The sequence below is a fragment of the Ornithinimicrobium pratense genome (genome assembly GCF_008843165.1).
GTDB lineage: Bacteria > Actinomycetota > Actinomycetes > Actinomycetales > Dermatophilaceae > Ornithinicoccus > Ornithinicoccus pratensis.
Genome location: NZ_CP044427.1, coordinates 3,507,504 through 3,523,615, shown reverse-complemented (window position 1 = coordinate 3,523,615; position 16,112 = coordinate 3,507,504). Strand labels below are relative to the sequence as shown.

The window sequence follows — 16,112 nt, the reverse complement described above, 5'->3', positions numbered from 1 at the left end:
GCCGGTCAGGCGGTCCGGGTCAGGCGTTGCCACGCCTCGCGGGCGATGCGGCGCTCGTTAGGGAAGGTGAGCTTGCGATGCACCTCGTCCAGGGGCACCCAGATCGCGTCGACCGCCTCTTGGTCGGGGTCGTTCGCGATCGTGAGCCGTCCCCCGGTGGCCTCGAGCAGGTAGTGGTGCACCATCTTGTGGATCCGGTGCGAGGGGGTGGTGAACCAGTACTCGATAATGCCCAGGCTGACCAGCACCCGCCCCTCGATGCCGGTCTCCTCGGCCACCTCCCGCTCGGCCGTCTCGACCAGCGTCTCACCCGGCTCGACGTGCCCCTTGGGCAGGCACCACTCCAGCCGGCCCGACCGGTTGTGCCGGGCGATGATGGCGATCCTGGCGCGCCCTTCGTGCACGTCGATGACCACGCCCCCGGCCGACGTCTCATTGACCGACGGCAGCCGTCGCGCCGCAGGCTGCGAACGCGGCGATGTCATGGTCATCACCCCACCATAACCAGTGCGGCCGCAGGAGGACAGGCATCCACGCGGGCGTCGCGAGGACGGCGAACGGGGTGTCCACCAGCGCCGACTACCCTTGACCTGCTATGCCCGCACCCACCGACCAGACCGACGCCGCGTTGCTCCTGCGCGCCCTGCGCCACCTGACCCCGACGCTGCCGCTGCTCACCGAGATCGGTGAGCGCTTCGCCACAGCCGGGCACGAGGTCGCCCTCGTCGGGGGCCCGGTGCGGGACGCCTTCCTGGGCCGCGCCTCACCCGACCTCGACTTCGCCACCTCCGCCTCACCCGACCAGATCGAGCAGGTGCTGCAGGGCTGGGCACAGACCACGTGGGACGTGGGCCGCGACTTCGGCACCATCGGCGCCCGCCGGGGCAGGCACCACCTGGAGTTCACCACCTACCGGGCCGACGCCTACGACGCCTCCTCACGCAAGCCGGTGGTCGCCTTCGGCGACAACCTGGAGGAGGACCTGGTCCGGCGCGACTTCACCGTCAACGCGATGGCCCTGCGCCTGCCCGAGCTGACCTTCGTCGACCCGCACGGGGGACTGACCAGCCTGGCCGGACGGGTGCTGCGCACGCCGCATACCCCCCAAATCTCCTTCGGCGACGACCCGCTGCGGATGATGCGGGCGGCGAGGTTCGCCGCCCAGCTCGGCATGGTGCCCGCACCCGAGGTGCTGGAAGCCATGCGGGGTATGGCGCCCCGCCTGGCGATCGTGTCCGCCGAGCGGGTGCGCGATGAGCTGGTCAAGCTCATCCTCGCCCCCGACCCCCGTGCCGGCCTGGAGGTCATGGTCTTGACCGGTCTGGCCGACGAGGTGTTGCCCGAGCTGCCCGCGCTGCGCCTGGAGGTGGACGAGCACCACCGGCACAAGGATGTCTACGAGCACAGCCTCACCGTCCTGGAGCAGGCCATCGCCCTGGAGGACCCGCCGGTGGACGCTCAGGTCGCCACCGACCCCACCGCGGACCCCGACACAGACCCCGACAAAGACCTCGACAAAGACCTCGACGCAGACCTCGACGCAGACCTTGACGCAGACCTTGACGCGGGCCCGGACGCGGAGCGCGAGGCCGAGCCGGACCCCGACGTGGTCCCCGGCCCCGACCTGGTCCTGCGCCTGGCCGCGCTGCTGCACGACATCGGCAAGCCGCCCACCCGTCGCTTCGAGCCGGGGGGCGGGGTCAGCTTCCACCACCACGAGATCGTCGGGGCCAAGATGACCCGCGCCCGGTTGCGGGCGTTGCGCTTCGACAAGGAGACGGTCCGGTCGGTCTCGCGCCTGGTCGAGCTGCACCTGCGCTTCCACGGCTACGGCGGTGGGGAATGGACCGACAGCGCGGTGCGTCGATACATCACCGACGCCGGCCCGCTCCTGGGCCGGCTGCACAAGCTCACCCGCTCCGACTGCACCACCCGCAACCGCCGCAAGGCGGCCCGCCTCGCGGCCAGCTACGACGACCTGGAGCGCCGGATCGAGCGGCTGCGGCAGGAGGAGGAGCTCAGCGCGGTCCGGCCCGACCTGGACGGGCACCAGATCGGTGAGATCCTGGGCATCCGGCCGGGTCCCGTGCTCGGCCGTGCCTACAAGCACCTGCTGGCCGTGCGACTCGACCAGGGTCCTCTCGGGTGGGAGGCCGCCCGCGACGAGCTGCTGCGGTGGTGGGCCGAGCAGCCGGAGTCGGGGGATGGGTAGGCGCCGTCGGCCACGGCACTCCGAGGCGCCTCGGCATTGGATGCACCGGGTCGCGGGGTTGCCCTGGATCACCCTCGTGCTGCTCGCCGCGCTGGTGGTCGGTGGTGCGGAGGTGCTGCGCGAAGACCGGTTCGCCGCTGAGGCCACGCTCTTGGCCCCCACCGGGCTCGACGCCGACCGAGCGAGCGTGGCGCTGTCCGATCCGGGAATGGTGGGTGCGGTGGAGGACGAGATCGAGCTGGGGCCGCACGTGCGGGGGAACCTGGGTCTGGAGGTGGGCCAGGACGATGAGCGGCTGGACGTCGCGGTGCGGGCCACCGCCACCGACCCGCGTCTGGCGGCGCTCGCCGCCGACACCGCAGTCGCCCTCATCCTGCGCGATCACCCAGACGTCGACTACTCCGTGCTGAGCACAGCCACCGTCCCGACCGAGCCGCTCCGGCCGCGCACGCTGTGGTGGGCCTGGCTGGGGGTGGTGGCGCTCGCCGGTGCGCTGTGGGTGGAGGGCGCGCACCGCGTCTGGCTGCGGGACCACCCTGCCACCGTGCCCGAGGGGGCCCGGTGAGCAGCAACCTCAGACCCCCTGAGCCCCCACCCAGCGGGGACCCTGCCGTCGCTACCGGGGACCCGGTCGCCCTCCCCGGTGAGCCTGCGGAGCCGGCTCCCGTTGACCAGCCGTTGACCCGTCGGCGGCACCTCGCCCTGCAAGCGGCGCGGCACGCGCTGCGGATCCCGCCCGTGCCCCGTCACTTCCGCGCCGACATCGAAGGGCTGCGGGCCGTCGCGGTGCTGGGAGTGCTGCTCTGGCATGCCGGGGTGGCCTGGTTCCCCGGGGGGTTCACCGGCGTGGACGTCTTCTTCGTGGTCAGCGGTTTCCTGATGAGCTCCTTGCTCCTGGAGGAGGCGCGAGAGCGGGGACGGATCGACATCGGCCGGTTCTACGCGCGGCGCGCCCGCCGACTGCTGCCGGCGGCGCTGACCGCGCTCGTCGGCACCGCGGTGCTCACCCTGCTTCTCCTCCCGCGCAGCCGGTGGGCCGAGATCGGGGGGGACCTGCTCGCCTCGGCCACCTTCCTCGTCAACTGGCGCATGGCCTCGCGCTCGGTGGACTACCTCGACCTGGAACGGGCACCCAGCCCGCTGCAGCACTACTGGTCGCTCGCCGTCGAGGAGCAGTTCTACCTCATCTGGCCGATCCTGCTCTTGCTCATCCTGCTGGTGGCCAAGGGGCGGGCCCGGGTGTTCACCCGGCTGTCCTGGACCACCACGCTGGCCCTGTTCGCAGGGTCGCTGTGGCTCTCCTGGTGGTGGACCCAGCAGGACCCCTCGGCCTACTTCGTCACCCCCACCCGGATCTTCGAGCTGATGCTCGGTGCGCTGGTCGCGCTCGGCGCGCTGGCCTGGCCGAGGATCCCCCGGGCGCTCGCCGCGGCCGTCGGCTGGGGCGGTCTGGGCATGGTCGCGGCCTCGCTCCTCCTCATCGACGCCGACACCCCCTTCCCGGGCACCTGGGCGCTGCTGCCGACCGTCGGCACCGCCATGGTGCTGATCGCCGGTCCGGCGGCCGGGCCGTGGGGGCCGGTGGCGGTGCTGCGACACGTGCTGCTGCAGTGGGTAGGCCGGTTGTCCTACAGCCTCTACCTGTGGCATTGGCCGTTCGTCGCCATCGCCGCCGACCTGGCGGGGGTGGGCCGGGGCGGACCGGACGTGCTGCCCGTCCAGTGGGGCCTGCTCGCGGTGCTGGTCTCCGTGGTGCCGGCCTGGCTGTCGTTCCGCTATATCGAGGACCCGGTCCGACGGCACGGCCGGACGCTCGCCGGGCAGCTGCCAGCGGCCGCGGTCACCTGGCGGACCCTGCGGCTCGGGCTCAACTGCATCCTCACCGGTGCCCTCCTCGGTGTGGTGGTGCTCGCCTCAGCCCCCTCTTCCGCGACGAGGGCGGATGCGCAGTGGCGCACCCCGGCCGTCGTGGACGAGCTGCGCGAGCCGGTCGGGGCCGGGACTCTCACGCCGGAGGACGACCTGCTCGTCGGCGACGACCCGTCGGACGATGACGCACCCGGCGCGGGACCCGACGCCGCCCCGACCCCGGACGGGTCGGGGGCGACGGCCGGACCCGGTGACGGCCCGGCCAGGACCGCCGCACCCGGCCGGGACCCGCAAGAGGTCGCCGCGCAAGGCGCGGCCGTCTCGGCCACGCTCGGCGAGCCGCTACCGCAGGTGGAGATCCCCCGCACCGTGGGTGACCTGGCCGTCCCCCTGGAGCAGGTGCCGGACGACCGTCCCGTGCTGCGTCCAGAGGGCTGCTTCGTCAGCCTCACCGACACCGACGTCGGTGTCTGTGAGGCAGGGGACCCCGACGGTGAGGTCACCATCGCGCTGGCCGGGGACAGTCACGCGGGGATGTGGGTGACGGCGCTCGACGAGATTGGCCGCGACCGGGGCTGGCGGGTGCTGGTCCTAACCAAGTCCTCCTGCCCGCCCGCGCAGGGTCTAGTCGTGCGGCGCAGCGGCCAGGCGGGCGACTACACCCAGTGCAGCCAGTGGCAGGAGGGGCTCACCGAGACCCTCGAGGAGCAGCAGCCCGACCTCGTCCTGCTCTCCTCCGCCTCCTACGGCCGGACGGGTGCAGAGGCCGTGGCCGACGGGCTGGCGGCCCGGGTGCAGCAAGTGGCGCAGACAGGCGCGCTACCCGCGCTCATCCGCGACGTCCCCCGTGCCCCGTTCGACGTGCCGGCATGCCTGGCGGAGCACCAGGACGACGTCCCCCAGTGCGCCTTCGCCCGGGCTGATGGGCTGGCCAGGGCCGGGACCGGTCACGACCTCCTCGCGGAGCGGGTGCCCGAGCTGCCGATCCTCGACTTCACCGATGCCACCTGTCCCGGACGTACGTGCAGCCCGATCGTCGGCGGCGTGGTGGTGTGGCGGGACAGCAACCACTTGTCCGCGACCTACATCCGCTCCTTGCGCGACGTCGTCGAGGCCGAGGTGGCACCGTTGGTCGCCCTCGCCGTGCTCGGCGAGTCCGCATCCACCTCACTCGAGCGCGGGAGCGAGCTCGGCGGCTGATCCGCGGGGGTCCGCCATCGGACCGGCGCGGTGGCCCAGATCCGCCACAGGAGCCAAGCCCAGGCTGCTGCGCGCAGCAGCACCACGAGCGCGTACGCCTCGGGCGGCAGCCCCCGGCCGGGGTCGCTGCCGAAGGCGATGTGCAGCCAGGTCGCCAGGAAGTGCAGCGCCTCGGCCAGCGCCCAGACCAGGTGCTCCCACCAGGGCCGGGCGGACAGCGCCAGCAACGGCAGCAGCCACAGACCGGACTGCACCGACAGCGACGGGGCGGTGAGCACGACCACCAGCAACATGACGGCGCTCAGCTGGACCACGCCCACGGGTGCCCGCCCGGGGCGCCGGGTCAGCCACGCGCCGAGCACCAGGGCGGCCACCCACCCCGTGACTGCGATCGCGACCGTGGCCGGTGCGATGAGGCGGGCGCCCAGGAGCTGGGGCACCATCTGCAGGGCGCCGTAGCCGGCGCCCTGGCCCCACCACTGCCGTAGACCGGTCAACGCCTGCGGCTCGACGGTCAGCAGGGGCACGAGGACGAGCAGCGCCCCCAGCGCCGCACCGACCAGGACCTGCATGACCCGCAGCCGTTGCCGGTGCCGCCAGGCCAGGAGCACCATCGCGGCGAGCACCAGCAGGGGGAAGGGCCGCACCAGGAGCGCCAGCCCGAGCAGCGCACCGGCCAGCCAGCTGCGCTCCCTGTGCCAGGCCCAGAGCGCCAGCAGCGTGAGCGTGATGCCGAGCAGGTCGGTCGAGACGAGGACCAGCAGGGCCAGCACCGGGCTGAGCGCCAGGTGGGCCGCCTGCCAGGGCCGGCGCGGCTGAAGGGCCACCGCGGCCAGGACCCCCGCGGCCAGCAGCGGCACGCAGAGCGCCGCCCACAGCACCAGGGTCCACTGCTGCGCCGTCACCCCGGTGCCGGTGGCGGGGGAGGCCAGGGAGATCAGCCACATCACCAGCCCGGGCAGGGGCGGCTGGTTGGAGGGCGACTCGCCCGCCCACGGCAGCAGCCCCTCGGCCAAGGGCGAGCTGACGTGCACCACCGGCAGGTCGGAGTAGCAGCCCCGCCAGAACTGGTCGGGCGTGCTCCAGCCCTTGAGCAGGCAGTGCCCCTTGGTCCACACCGCCAGCGCCAGGTTCAGCGTGCCGAGCAGGACCACCGCGGCCGCGACCCCGGCCAGCCCTCGCGCCCCCACCACGGCATACCGCCCGGCCGGGCCGCCGAGCACGCCGGTCGCGCTGCGCACCACCGGGTCGGACCAGGAGGGCACGCGCCAAGGCACGTCGCGGCGCGTGCGGTCCCGGGAGAGCGGCATGGTGGATCAGGCTACGGCGGGTTGCTACCCGGTGGGCGAGGGCACCGGTGCAGGCCCGGCGCCATCGCCACCGCCGTCGGTTCCGCCGCCGTCCTCGTCGCCCGGTGGGTCGATGGGGGCGGGGCTCGTCGGCCCGGGCTGCGTGGGCTGCGGGGATGTCGGCTCGGGCTGCGTGGGCTGCGTGGGCTGCGGGGATGTCGGCTCGGGCTGCGTGGGCTCAGGGGACGTCGGCTCGGGAGTCGTGGGCTCGGGGCTGGTCGGCTCCTCGGTCTCCGTCGGTGTCTCGGTCGGCTCCTCAGTCTCGGTCGGCTCCTCAGTCTCCGTCGGGGTCTCCGTCTCGGTGGGCGCCTCGGTCTCCGTCGGCGCCGGAGCCCCGGTGGTCGGCTCCACCTCGACTGTCGGCTCGGCGGTGACCACAGTGTCGTCGGTGGGACCACCGGTGCCCACCCGCGGGGAGAACTCCAGGACCTCCTCGCCCTCCATGGCCAGGCGCATGAACTCGCCCCAGACCTCTGCCGGGAAGGTGCCGCCGGTGATCTGCTCGACCCCGGCGACGTCCTGCATGGGGACGGTGCCGTCGCCCTTGTACATCACCACGCCCGCCGCCAGCTGCGGCACGAAGCCGTCGAACCAGGCGGAGACGTTGCGTTCGCTGGTGCCCGTCTTCCCGGCGCTCGGCCGGCCCAGATCGCCGGCTGCCATGCCCGATCCCTGGGTCATCACCGCCGTCATCGCGTCGGTCACGTCCACCGCCACGTCCCGCTCGACGCCCCTGGCGAGCTCGGGGTCGGCCTCGTAGGTCTGCTCGCCGTCCACCGTGGAGACCGCCGCGATGAGGTATGGCGTGGCCCGCTCGCCCTCCGCGGCCAGGGTGGCGTACACGTTGGTCATCTCCAGCAGGGTGGGGGAGGCCGTGCCGAGGACGTTGGTCAGGTCGTCGGACAGGCCCGGGGTGTCGTCCGGCAGCCCGAGCTCGACTGCGGCCTCCGCCGTCAGCTCGGGCCCGATCTCCTGGTTGAGCTGGACGTAGACGGTGTTGACCGAGTCAGCCAGGGCCGCCCGCAGGTCCAGCAGGCCGTAGGAGAGGTTCTGGAAGTTCGCGACCTCGACCTCGTCGCCGTGCCAGTCGAAGGTCATCGGGCTGGGACCCGGGTAGGGCTGCAGGGTGTCCACCCCCTCGGCGACGGCGGCGGCCAGGGTGATCGGCTTGAACAGCGAGCCGGCCTGGACCCGGGCGTCGGTCACCGCGTTGAGCTGGGTCTCCTGGTAGTCCTCGCCGCCATACATGGCGGTGATCGCGCCGTCCCCCGGGCGGACCGAGGTCAGCGCCGTGGTGATGTCGTCGGTGCCCGCACCGGTCGGTCGGAACGCCTCCACGGCCTCCTGCGCGGCCTCCTGGTGCTGCTGGACGATAGTGGTGGTGATCCGCAGACCGCCGCCGTCGAGGAGGGTGTCCTCCAGGCCGACCCGGCTCCGCAGCTCCTCGCGGGCGGCCTGGGAGATGTAGCCGTCCACGCCCTGGACGGCGGTCGCGGGCGGGGTGTCCTCGATGTCCGGGAAGGACAGGCCGGAGCGCTCCGAAGCGTCCAGCCAGCCCTCCTCGACCATCCCGTCCAGCACGTAGGCGACACGGGTCTCTGCTCGCTCCTGGTTGCCGTCGGCGAAGTCGGGGTCGTAGAGGGACGGCGCGTTGGTGGCCGCGGCCAGGAAGGCGCCCTCCTCCACGGTCAGCTCGGAGATGTCCTTGCGGAAGTAGGCCTGGCTGGCGGTCTGGATGCCGTAGGCGCCGCGACCGTAGTAGATCGTGTTGAGGTAGTTCTCCAGGATCTGGTCCTTGGCCAGCTCGTTGTCGATCTTCAGCGCGATGAACAACTCCTCGACCTTGCGGGACAGGGTCTGGTCGGGGGAGAGGTAGTAGTTCTTGACGTACTGCTGGGTGATCGTCGATCCGCCCTGCAGGCCGTCCCCGGTCAAGGTGCGCCACGCTCCTCGGGCGGTGCCCGTGATCGAGACGCCCTCGTTCTCGTAGAAGGTGCGGTCCTCCGCCGCCAGCACGGCATACCGGACGTGCTCGGGCACCTCGGACAGGGGCACCGACTCCCGGTCGAAGCCGCCGGTGAACCGGGCCAGCTCAGTCTCGCCGTCGGCGTAGTACAGGATCGAGCTCTGGGCCTCGGCGAAGTCGTTGGGCTCGGGGATGTCGGTGCGACTGTAGGCCCAGGCGAACAGCCCGATGGCCAGCAGCAGGCCCAGCAGCGCCAGCGCGCCCAGCCACAGCAGGGTCCGGCGCACCCAGCCCCGCCGCTGACGGGGGGCAGACCGCCCCGAGCGGCGGGCCGGGGGAGCGGTGCGCGAAGAGCTCATCGTCCTATTGTGCCCGGCCGCCTGGACGTCCCCTCGGAATCAGCCGGGGCAGCGGGGTGTTTGACTTAGGCAGAGGGCGGCCCGATACCGGCCGCCTCACGCACGTCTACGAGGAGAACAACACGATGGGTTCGGTCCGGGTCGCGATCGTCGGAGTCGGCAACTGCGCCAGCTCTCTGGTGCAAGGTGTCGAGTACTACAAGGACGCCGACCCCGCGGCCACCGTCCCAGGGCTCATGCACGTCCAGTTCGGCCCTTACCACGTGAGTGACCTGGAGTTCGTCACGGCTTTCGACGTGGACGCCAAGAAGGTCGGCATGGACCTGGCGGAGGCCATCAACGCCAGCGAGAACAACACCATCCGCATCGCGGACGTGCCGCCGACCGGGGTCAGCGTGCAGCGTGGCCCCACCCTGGACGGGCTGGGCAAGTACTACTCGCTGACCATCGAGGAGTCCGACGCGGAGCCGGTCGACGTCGTCCAGACACTCAAAGACGCTGACGTGGACGTGCTCGTCTCCTACCTGCCGGTCGGCAGCGAGGAAGCGGACAGGTTCTACGCCCAGTGCGCCATCGACGCCGGCGTCGCCTTCGTCAACGCGCTGCCGGTCTTCATCGCCTCCGACCCCGAGTGGGCGGCCAAGTTCGAGGCCGCGGGGGTGCCCATCGTCGGTGATGACATCAAGAGCCAGGTCGGGGCCACCATCACCCACCGGGTGCTGGCGCGGCTGTTCGAGGAGCGCGGTGTGACCCTGGACCGCACCTACCAGCTCAACGTCGGCGGCAACATGGACTTCAAGAACATGCTTGAGCGCGAGCGGCTGGAGTCCAAGAAGCTGTCCAAGACGCAGGCCGTGACCTCCAACGTGAACAAGCGCTTCGAGGACCGGGACGTGCACATCGGCCCCTCCGACTACGTCCAGTGGCTGGACGACCGCAAGTGGGCCTACGTCCGCCTCGAGGGGCGCAGCTTCGGGGACGTGCCGCTGAGCCTTGAGTACAAGCTGGAGGTCTGGGACTCCCCGAACTCCGCCGGCATCATCATCGACGCTGTCCGCGCGGCCAAGATCGCCCTGGACCGTGGCCAGGGCGGCCCGGTCGAGAGTGCCTCGGCCTACCTGATGAAGAGCCCGCCGGTGCAGATGCCCGATGACCTGGGCCGTGCCGCGGTCGAGGAGTTCATCGCCGGCTGATCCCCGGCCCGGCAGGTGGGTCCACCCGGCCGCGTATCGTCCCTACCGTGACCTCCGCCGACACCTCATCCGCCACCACCGGCCCGGACACGAGCCCGAACACCGGCCCGGCCGCGAGCCCCGCCGCCCGCACCGTCGGGGGATGGTCGTCTCCCGGGAGGCCCGGCAGCGGATCGTGGTCGTGGCGGGCTCGGCGGACGACTTCGAGCCGGTCGTCAAGCACCTGCGCGGTCTGTCCCTGGCCGGGCACCAGGTCGTGCTCCTGTGGTGGCGGGGGGAGCCGGGCCCCCGGCTGGACCGGTTCAAAGCCAGGGTGCACATCCGGCCCCCGCCACCGGGGTCCGGGGCCGGCTGCGCCGGGTGGTGACCAGCCGGCAGCGGGCAGTCCAGGCACCGCTATCCACTGCGCTGCAGCAGGACCGGCGCGCCCTGCGGACGCTCGAGGGTGCGGACGCGCTGGTTCTGGCCGGGTCGGTCGCGGAGGCAGCGGCTGGGGAGCTGGTCACGCCCACCCTCCCGGTGGTCCCGAAGCAGGAGCTGGCTGGCTGGGAGGCTGTGGCCGGCGTCTGGCGCCGACTGGAGAACGAGGTGGCCGCCTCGGCGGGCGGGATCACCGCGCGCTATGTCCGCAGCTTGCTGCGGCACGTCGAGCTGCTCGGCGGCCGGGTCCCCCCGGCCAGTCAGCCCCTCCTGGTGCCGGTCGCCGAGGCGATGCACCGGGCCGGGGCGTATGAGCTGGCCCGTGCGGTGGCCGGGCTGCTCGACCCGGACGAGGCGGGGTTGGACCCCGTGGACCGGGCCCATCGGCGCGGGTGGCGCGCGCTCACCGAGCTCTCGGCGACCGCCACGGCGCCGGACCTGCTGGCCGAGGTCGCCGCCGAGGTGGTGCGCGCGGCCGACCTCACCCTGGGCCGGGACGACGTCGAGCGCACCGTAGACCTGGCCACCCTGGCCCTCGCCCTGCTCTTCCACCGTGAGCTGCACGCCGACAGCCTGTCCTCGCCCCTGGTGGACGACCCCGATGGCTTCCTGGCGCACTGGCGCGATTCCCGGGTCGGGACGCTGCTGGCCGCACCCACGCCCCGTCGCCCTGCCCGGGCGCCCCGGGACCGTGCCCTGCCGGGCGCACCGCCGCGGGTCGTGGTGGTCCCCGGCAGCTACCCCCAGTTCTCCGTCCCGGTCGTCGAGGCGCTGAGTCAACGGGCCGAGGTGCGCCGGGTGGAGCTGGCGGCCCGCTCGGACCTGCGGGGCCTAGGCGCCTGGCGGGCCCCGGTGGACGTCCGGCTGCGGCAAGCCCTGGGCGACCGGTCGCTGCCCGACTACGAGGTGCTGGAGGAGATGGAGGGCGCCTCGGCCGTCTTCGTGGACTGGGCCGACCGCGGTGCGTTGGCGACCGTGATGGCGGTGCCCGAGGGCGTGCCGCTCACCCTGCGGGTCCACAGCATGGACGCGTTGTCCCCCTGGCTGCACCTCATCGACTGGAGCAGGGTCGATCACCTGGTCCTGGTCAGCGAGCCGATCCGGCAGTTGGTGACGCGGCTCCTCGGGGACCGGCTCGCCGGCACCCGGGTCCACGTCGTCCCCAACGTCCTGGACCCCTCCCGGCTGCCGACCGAAAAGACCGAGGGTCACCTGCGCCGCCTGCTCATGGTCGGCTGGGGCCAGCAGGTCAAGGACCCATTGTGGGCCCTCGACGTGCTCGGTGCGTTGCGCGAGCAGGATCCGAGCTGGCGGCTGTCGCTGCTCGGGGCCGACTTCCCGACCGACGCGGTGCGCTCCCAGCGGGAGTATGCCCGGCGCTTCCGCGCCCGGCTGGCGCAGGACGACGTCCGGGGGGCCGTCGACATCGAGGGATACACCCGCGATGTCGCCCCCTACCTGGCCGCCTCCGGCTTCGTGCTGAGCACCAGCCGACGGGAAAGCTTCGGGCTGGGGATGGTCGAGGCGGCGGCCGCCGGGGCGGTGCCGGTGGTGCGCGACTGGCCCATCTTCGCCCCGCTCGACGCGGCCCGCAGCCTGTTCCCGCACCACTGGGTGGTGGGGACCGTCGAGGAGGCTGTCGAGCGGATCCAGAGCCTGGGTCAGGAGCCGGAGTGGTCACAGGCCTCGGTCGAGGCGCGGCAGGTCGTGGAGGAGCGGTTCAGCAGCGGTGATGCCAGAGCCACCTTCCAGCAACTCGTCCTCGGCTCCGGCTGACCTCCTGCCCCGCCCACTTCTGCCCCGCCCACTCCGGGCCAGCCGCCGAGGGCGAGCGGGTAGGTCAGCTGTTCGCGATCTGGGCCAGCACCTGCACCGCGGCGGAGGGGTAGCCGACGAGCGACCGGTAGGTCAGGTCCTGGCCGTCCAGGATCGAGCCTCTCTCCACGATGCCCCAGACGGGGGTCCCCGAGCCCTTGTAGTCGCTCCACTTGGAGGGCAGGAAGGGGTTGGCCGGCAGCATCCCGCTGGTCAGGGCGTCGTTGACGAGCAGGACGTCCATCCGGCGGCAGAGCGCGAGGAAGTCGAGGAAGGAGACGAACGGCCCGGCCCTGACGACGTCCTGCAGGCCGCGCCGGGCCACCTGCGAGACCAGCTCTTCGGCCCTGCCCGCGAAGACGTGCAGGCGCAGCCGGTCGCGCTGCTCCTGCGGCAGGACCTCCAGCGCGTCCAGCACGGTGCCCATGCCCCGGGTGGCGTAGAAGTTGCCGAAGTAGGCGATGTGGCGCCGGCCGGGGTCCAGCTCGTAAGCCGGATCGCCCATCTGGTAGAACGTCGGCTCCAGGGTGGGGTGCGGGCTGACGGTCGAGACCCGCAGGATGCGCTCGCGCAACGCGGGGTCCGGCACGGCGTCGACCATGAGGTCGCGTTGGTGGGCGTTGGTGAACAGGACCTCGTCGGCCAGGGCGAAGGCCACCACCTCGGCCCACTCGTAGACGTTCCTGTTCGTCGGAGGCTCGAACCCGGCCCGGCGCACCCCCGCCTCCAGCACCTGCAGCAGCGCGTCGTCGGTGGCCGGCGCGTGCCGGACCTCGCCCCGGACGTCGTGCGAGAGCGGGTCGGAGAACTCCGCCGTCCACCGCACCCCGGGGCGCAGCAGGGCGAAGCGGGCGGCCAGGATGTGGCTGGCCGAGAAGTGCGCACGGGAGTAGACCCGCTCGTACCCCGGCCCCTCCCGGTCCCACTCCAGCGCCTGCTGCAGGCCCAGCTCGCACCAGCGCACGATCGACTTCCACGCGGAGAAGTAGGTTGCCGAGTCGATCGCGTTGCGGCGCACCACCAGGTGGTCCGCGATGCTGGCCAGGCCCTCGTCGACGGCCCGCTCCGGCGCCATCTGGTTCTGGATGACATCGACCGGCCGGCCCATGGCGCGGACCCGCTTGGCGGCGACGATGGCGGCGGTGTCGACGTAGGGCGGGAAGCAATAGGACAGCACCAGGTCGGTGGCAGGCGTCGAGGGGGCGGGGTGGGGCTCGGCTGGCATCGGCCACACTCTACGCGCGGGGGGTCTGCGAGGATCGAGGTATGCACTCGCGCAGGTTCGTCCTCGTCGGCACCCGGGTGGAGCGCACCGAGGTCCAGGCCCTCGCGCGGGCCGCGGCCGAGGCCGGGCTGGACGTGCGGGCCGCCGCCCAGCGCCCCCCGGACAGCCCCGGTGCCGCCGTGCCCTGGCACCGGGTGCCGGCCCAGCAGGGCCAGGCTGGGTGGGGAGGAGCCGTGGCCTCCTGGGTCACCAGGGCGGCCCGGGGTCCCGCAGCCCCGTTCGCCGAGCAGCTGGCCGCCGACCCGTGGCTCACCGCCCAGGTCGCCGGCACCGAGCGCGAGGTCCTCCTCGTCGCGCTCGACGACCCAGCCGCCCAGGCACTGGCCCGGTGGCGTTCGGAGACCGGAGCCACCGACGGTGCCGGCCGCCCGGTGCCCGTGCTGACCTGGGACCAGGGCGCCGAGACCCTCGCCGAGGAGATCGCGACCGCCACCCGAGCCGGGAGTGCGGACCTGACGACCCCGGGGGCGCCCGAGGGCCGGCTCGGCCGACCCGCAGACCCTTCCCGTCCCCTGGGCGCAAAACACCGCCTCACCGTGGTCGCCGGCGGTGACGGCGCGCCGCGACAAGAGGTCAGGGCGGCCCTGACCGGGAGTCGGGTCGCGGTCACCCTGGTCGACCTCGACCAGGTGCCGCAGCCCGACCTCACCGACGCCGACGCCGTGGTCCTCGACGGCCTCGGGCCGGCCGTGCTGCTCCTGGGGCACTGGCCGGGCCTGCGGATCGTGCACCTGCAGCGGGCCACCGACCGCCGCAGCCCCTGGCGGCATCTGGTGCCCCCGGGGCGCATCGACCACGTCCTCACCCCGCCGGTCGGCGACGCCCTGACCCGAGGCGATGCCGGCGCTGCTCACCAGGTCCTCGCCGCGGCCCTCGACGAGGACACGGTGCGCCTCCTCCGGACCACGGCGGACGCCGGCGACGACGCGGCCCTGGCCCTCGCGGCGCAGCTGACGGAGGACCTTGCGCCGGGCACCTCCCCCGCCGTGCTGCGCGAGCTGCACTTCCTGGCCCGCGCCACCGGGTCGCTGACCCTGGAGCGGACACTGCTGCACCGGCAGCTCGAGCTGCCCAGCCAGCCGGTGCCGACCCTGCGCGAGGCGCTGGATCGCGTCACCGAGCGGCTTCGGGAGACCGAGCCGGGGTGGCTGCCCGCACTGCCGCCCGCCTCCGTCGAGCCCCTCGCGTCCGGCCGCGTCCTGCACCTGCTCAAGGTGACGCTGCCGCAGCGCCAAGCCGGCTACAGCGTCCGCGCCCACCAGACTCTGAAGGCCCTGGCCGAGGCCGGTGTGGACGTCGTCGCGGTGGCTGCACCCCAGGCCGAGACAGGCACGGTTGACCCGGACGACGGTCCGCAGGACCCGATGCCCCCGGTGGAGGAGACCGTCCTTGACGGCGTCCGCTATCTGCAGCCGGCACCGGTCCCGGGTGGTCCACCGACGGCCTTCCTGAAGCAGCAGGCGCGCGCCGTCCTGGACGTGGTGCGGCAGGAGCGTCCAGCGCTCTTGCACGTGCACTCCGGGGGGCGCGGCTACGACCTCGGTGTCGTCGGGGCCGCCGTGGCGCAGGCGACCGGCCTGCCGTGGGTGTACGAGGTGCGGGGGCTGTTCGAGTCGCTGTGGACCGGCCAGGCCGCCCGGGCCGAGCGGGGGGAGACCTTCGCCCGGCGGATGGCCAAGGAGGCCGAGCTGGTGAACGCCGCTGACGCCGCGGTCACCCTCGCCGGGACGATGCGCGACGACCTGGTCGCGCGCGGCGTGGACCCGGAGCAGGTGACCCTCGTCCCCAACGCCGTCGACCCCGGACAGCTGGTACCGGCGGGCCCGAAGGATCTGCTCGCGAGCCGGTGGGGCACCCGTGGGGCGTTCACCTTCGGCTACATCACCAACCTGGACCACCAGCGCGAGCAGGTCGAGGACCTCATCAGGGCGGCGGTCATCCTGCGCGACACGGGGCTCACCGTCCGTGTCCTGGTCGTGGGGGACGGCCCCCGGCGAGCCCATCTGGAGGAGACCACCCGCCAGTGGGGCGCCGGCGACGTCGTGACCTTCACCGGGCGGGTGCCGCACGCGCAGGTCGCCCAGGCCTACGCCCTCCTGGACGTGCTGGTTGTGCCCCGCAGCGACGAGCGGGCCGCGCGGCTGGTCACCCCGCTCAAGCCTTACGAGGCGATGGCGATGGGGGTGCCGATCGTGGTCTCCGCCCAGCCGGCCCTGCTGGAGGTCATCGGCGACGGCGAGCGCGGCTGGTCCTACCCTGCCGGGGACGCCCCAGCCCTGGCCCGGCTCCTGCAGCGGCTGGCCGCGGACCCGGCCCGCCGCGCAGCGGTCGCGGCCCGCGCCCGCGACTGGGTGGTGCAGGAGCGCACCTGGGCCGGCAACGCGCACCGGTATGCGGCGCTCTACGGCTCGGTCCTGCAGGGTCGGACCGACGCCACCGGGTAG

The 16,112-nt window shown here is 73.1% G+C and carries 11 protein-coding genes; 7 read left to right on the top strand and 4 right to left on the bottom strand.

What is annotated here, in order from left to right; genetic code table 11:
* Positions 1 to 5 precede the first annotated feature (5 nt).
* A complete protein-coding gene (locus tag FY030_RS16145) occupies positions 6 to 491 on the bottom strand; it encodes an NUDIX hydrolase (protein ID WP_158062530.1) in 486 nt (161 codons plus the stop codon).
* 104 nt (positions 492 to 595) lie between these two features.
* Here FY030_RS16145 and FY030_RS16140 point away from each other — a divergent pair, with 104 nt between their 5' ends.
* From FY030_RS16140 to FY030_RS16130, 3 genes are read left to right on the top strand one after another with little or no spacing between them, the layout of a single operon-like run.
* Positions 596 to 2,212 carry a tRNA nucleotidyltransferase/poly(A) polymerase-related protein gene (locus FY030_RS16140; protein WP_158062529.1) on the top strand — a complete coding sequence of 539 codons (1,617 nt, stop codon included), beginning with the start codon at positions 596 to 598 and terminating at the stop codon, positions 2,210 to 2,212.
* 58 nt (positions 2,213 to 2,270) lie between these two features.
* Positions 2,271 to 2,777: a hypothetical protein gene (locus FY030_RS16135; RefSeq protein WP_158062528.1), complete on the top strand. Its 507-nt coding sequence runs from the start codon at positions 2,271 to 2,273 to the stop codon at positions 2,775 to 2,777.
* Positions 2,774 to 5,281: an acyltransferase family protein gene (locus FY030_RS16130; protein WP_192498655.1), complete on the top strand. Its 2,508-nt coding sequence runs from the start codon at positions 2,774 to 2,776 to the stop codon at positions 5,279 to 5,281. The genes FY030_RS16135 and FY030_RS16130 overlap by 4 nt, the downstream gene beginning before the upstream one ends.
* On the opposite strand, the gene FY030_RS16125 is transcribed toward FY030_RS16130, so the two are convergent.
* On the bottom strand, positions 5,164 to 6,591 hold the full coding sequence (locus FY030_RS16125) for a glycosyltransferase 87 family protein (protein ID WP_158062526.1): 1,428 nt from the start codon (positions 6,589 to 6,591) through the stop codon (positions 5,164 to 5,166). The genes FY030_RS16130 and FY030_RS16125 overlap by 118 nt on opposite strands.
* Before the next feature lie 24 nt (positions 6,592 to 6,615).
* Positions 6,616 to 8,955 (bottom strand): transglycosylase domain-containing protein, encoded by a 2,340-nt coding sequence (locus FY030_RS16120; protein WP_158062525.1) that lies wholly within the window; start codon positions 8,953 to 8,955, stop codon positions 6,616 to 6,618.
* Positions 8,956 to 9,080: 125 nt separating this feature from the next.
* On the opposite strand from FY030_RS16120, the gene FY030_RS16115 reads away from it, so the two are divergent.
* The 3 genes from FY030_RS16115 (at position 9,081) to FY030_RS16105 (ending at position 12,344) form a co-directional block, all read left to right on the top strand.
* Entirely contained in the window at positions 9,081 to 10,148 is a 1,068-nt protein-coding gene (locus FY030_RS16115) for an inositol-3-phosphate synthase (RefSeq protein WP_158062524.1), read from the top strand.
* Between the two features lie 142 nt (positions 10,149 to 10,290).
* Complete coding sequence (locus FY030_RS16110) at positions 10,291 to 10,515, top strand: hypothetical protein (protein ID WP_158062523.1); 225 nt, start codon at positions 10,291 to 10,293, stop codon at positions 10,513 to 10,515.
* Positions 10,509 to 12,344: a glycosyltransferase gene (locus tag FY030_RS16105; RefSeq protein ID WP_158062522.1), complete on the top strand. Its 1,836-nt coding sequence runs from the start codon at positions 10,509 to 10,511 to the stop codon at positions 12,342 to 12,344. Before FY030_RS16110 ends, FY030_RS16105 begins: the two co-directional genes overlap by 7 nt.
* A 64-nt stretch (positions 12,345 to 12,408) precedes the next feature.
* Here the strand turns inward: FY030_RS16105 and FY030_RS16100 are convergent, their stop codons facing one another.
* Complete coding sequence (locus tag FY030_RS16100; protein ID WP_158062521.1) at positions 12,409 to 13,608, bottom strand: glycosyltransferase family protein; 1,200 nt, start codon at positions 13,606 to 13,608, stop codon at positions 12,409 to 12,411.
* 41 nt (positions 13,609 to 13,649) lie between these two features.
* On the opposite strand from FY030_RS16100, the gene FY030_RS16095 reads away from it, so the two are divergent.
* The gene (locus FY030_RS16095; protein ID WP_158062520.1) at positions 13,650 to 16,112 is read left to right on the top strand and encodes a glycosyltransferase family 4 protein; all 2,463 of its coding nucleotides are present in this window, start codon (positions 13,650 to 13,652) and stop codon (positions 16,110 to 16,112) included.

Coding starts and splice junctions, on each gene's coding strand:
- FY030_RS16145 (WP_158062530.1), bottom strand. CDS start 491: ATGACCATGACATCGCCGCGTTCGCAGCCTGCGGCGCGACGGCTGCCG.
- FY030_RS16140 (WP_158062529.1), top strand. CDS start 596: ATGCCCGCACCCACCGACCAGACCGACGCCGCGTTGCTCCTGCGCGCC.
- FY030_RS16110 (WP_158062523.1), top strand. CDS start 10,291: ATGGTCGTCTCCCGGGAGGCCCGGCAGCGGATCGTGGTCGTGGCGGGC.
- FY030_RS16100 (WP_158062521.1), bottom strand. CDS start 13,608: ATGCCAGCCGAGCCCCACCCCGCCCCCTCGACGCCTGCCACCGACCTG.
- FY030_RS16095 (WP_158062520.1), top strand. CDS start 13,650: ATGCACTCGCGCAGGTTCGTCCTCGTCGGCACCCGGGTGGAGCGCACC.
- FY030_RS16120 (WP_158062525.1), bottom strand. CDS start 8,955: ATGAGCTCTTCGCGCACCGCTCCCCCGGCCCGCCGCTCGGGGCGGTCT.
- FY030_RS16125 (WP_158062526.1), bottom strand. CDS start 6,591: ATGCCGCTCTCCCGGGACCGCACGCGCCGCGACGTGCCTTGGCGCGTG.
- FY030_RS16115 (WP_158062524.1), top strand. CDS start 9,081: ATGGGTTCGGTCCGGGTCGCGATCGTCGGAGTCGGCAACTGCGCCAGC.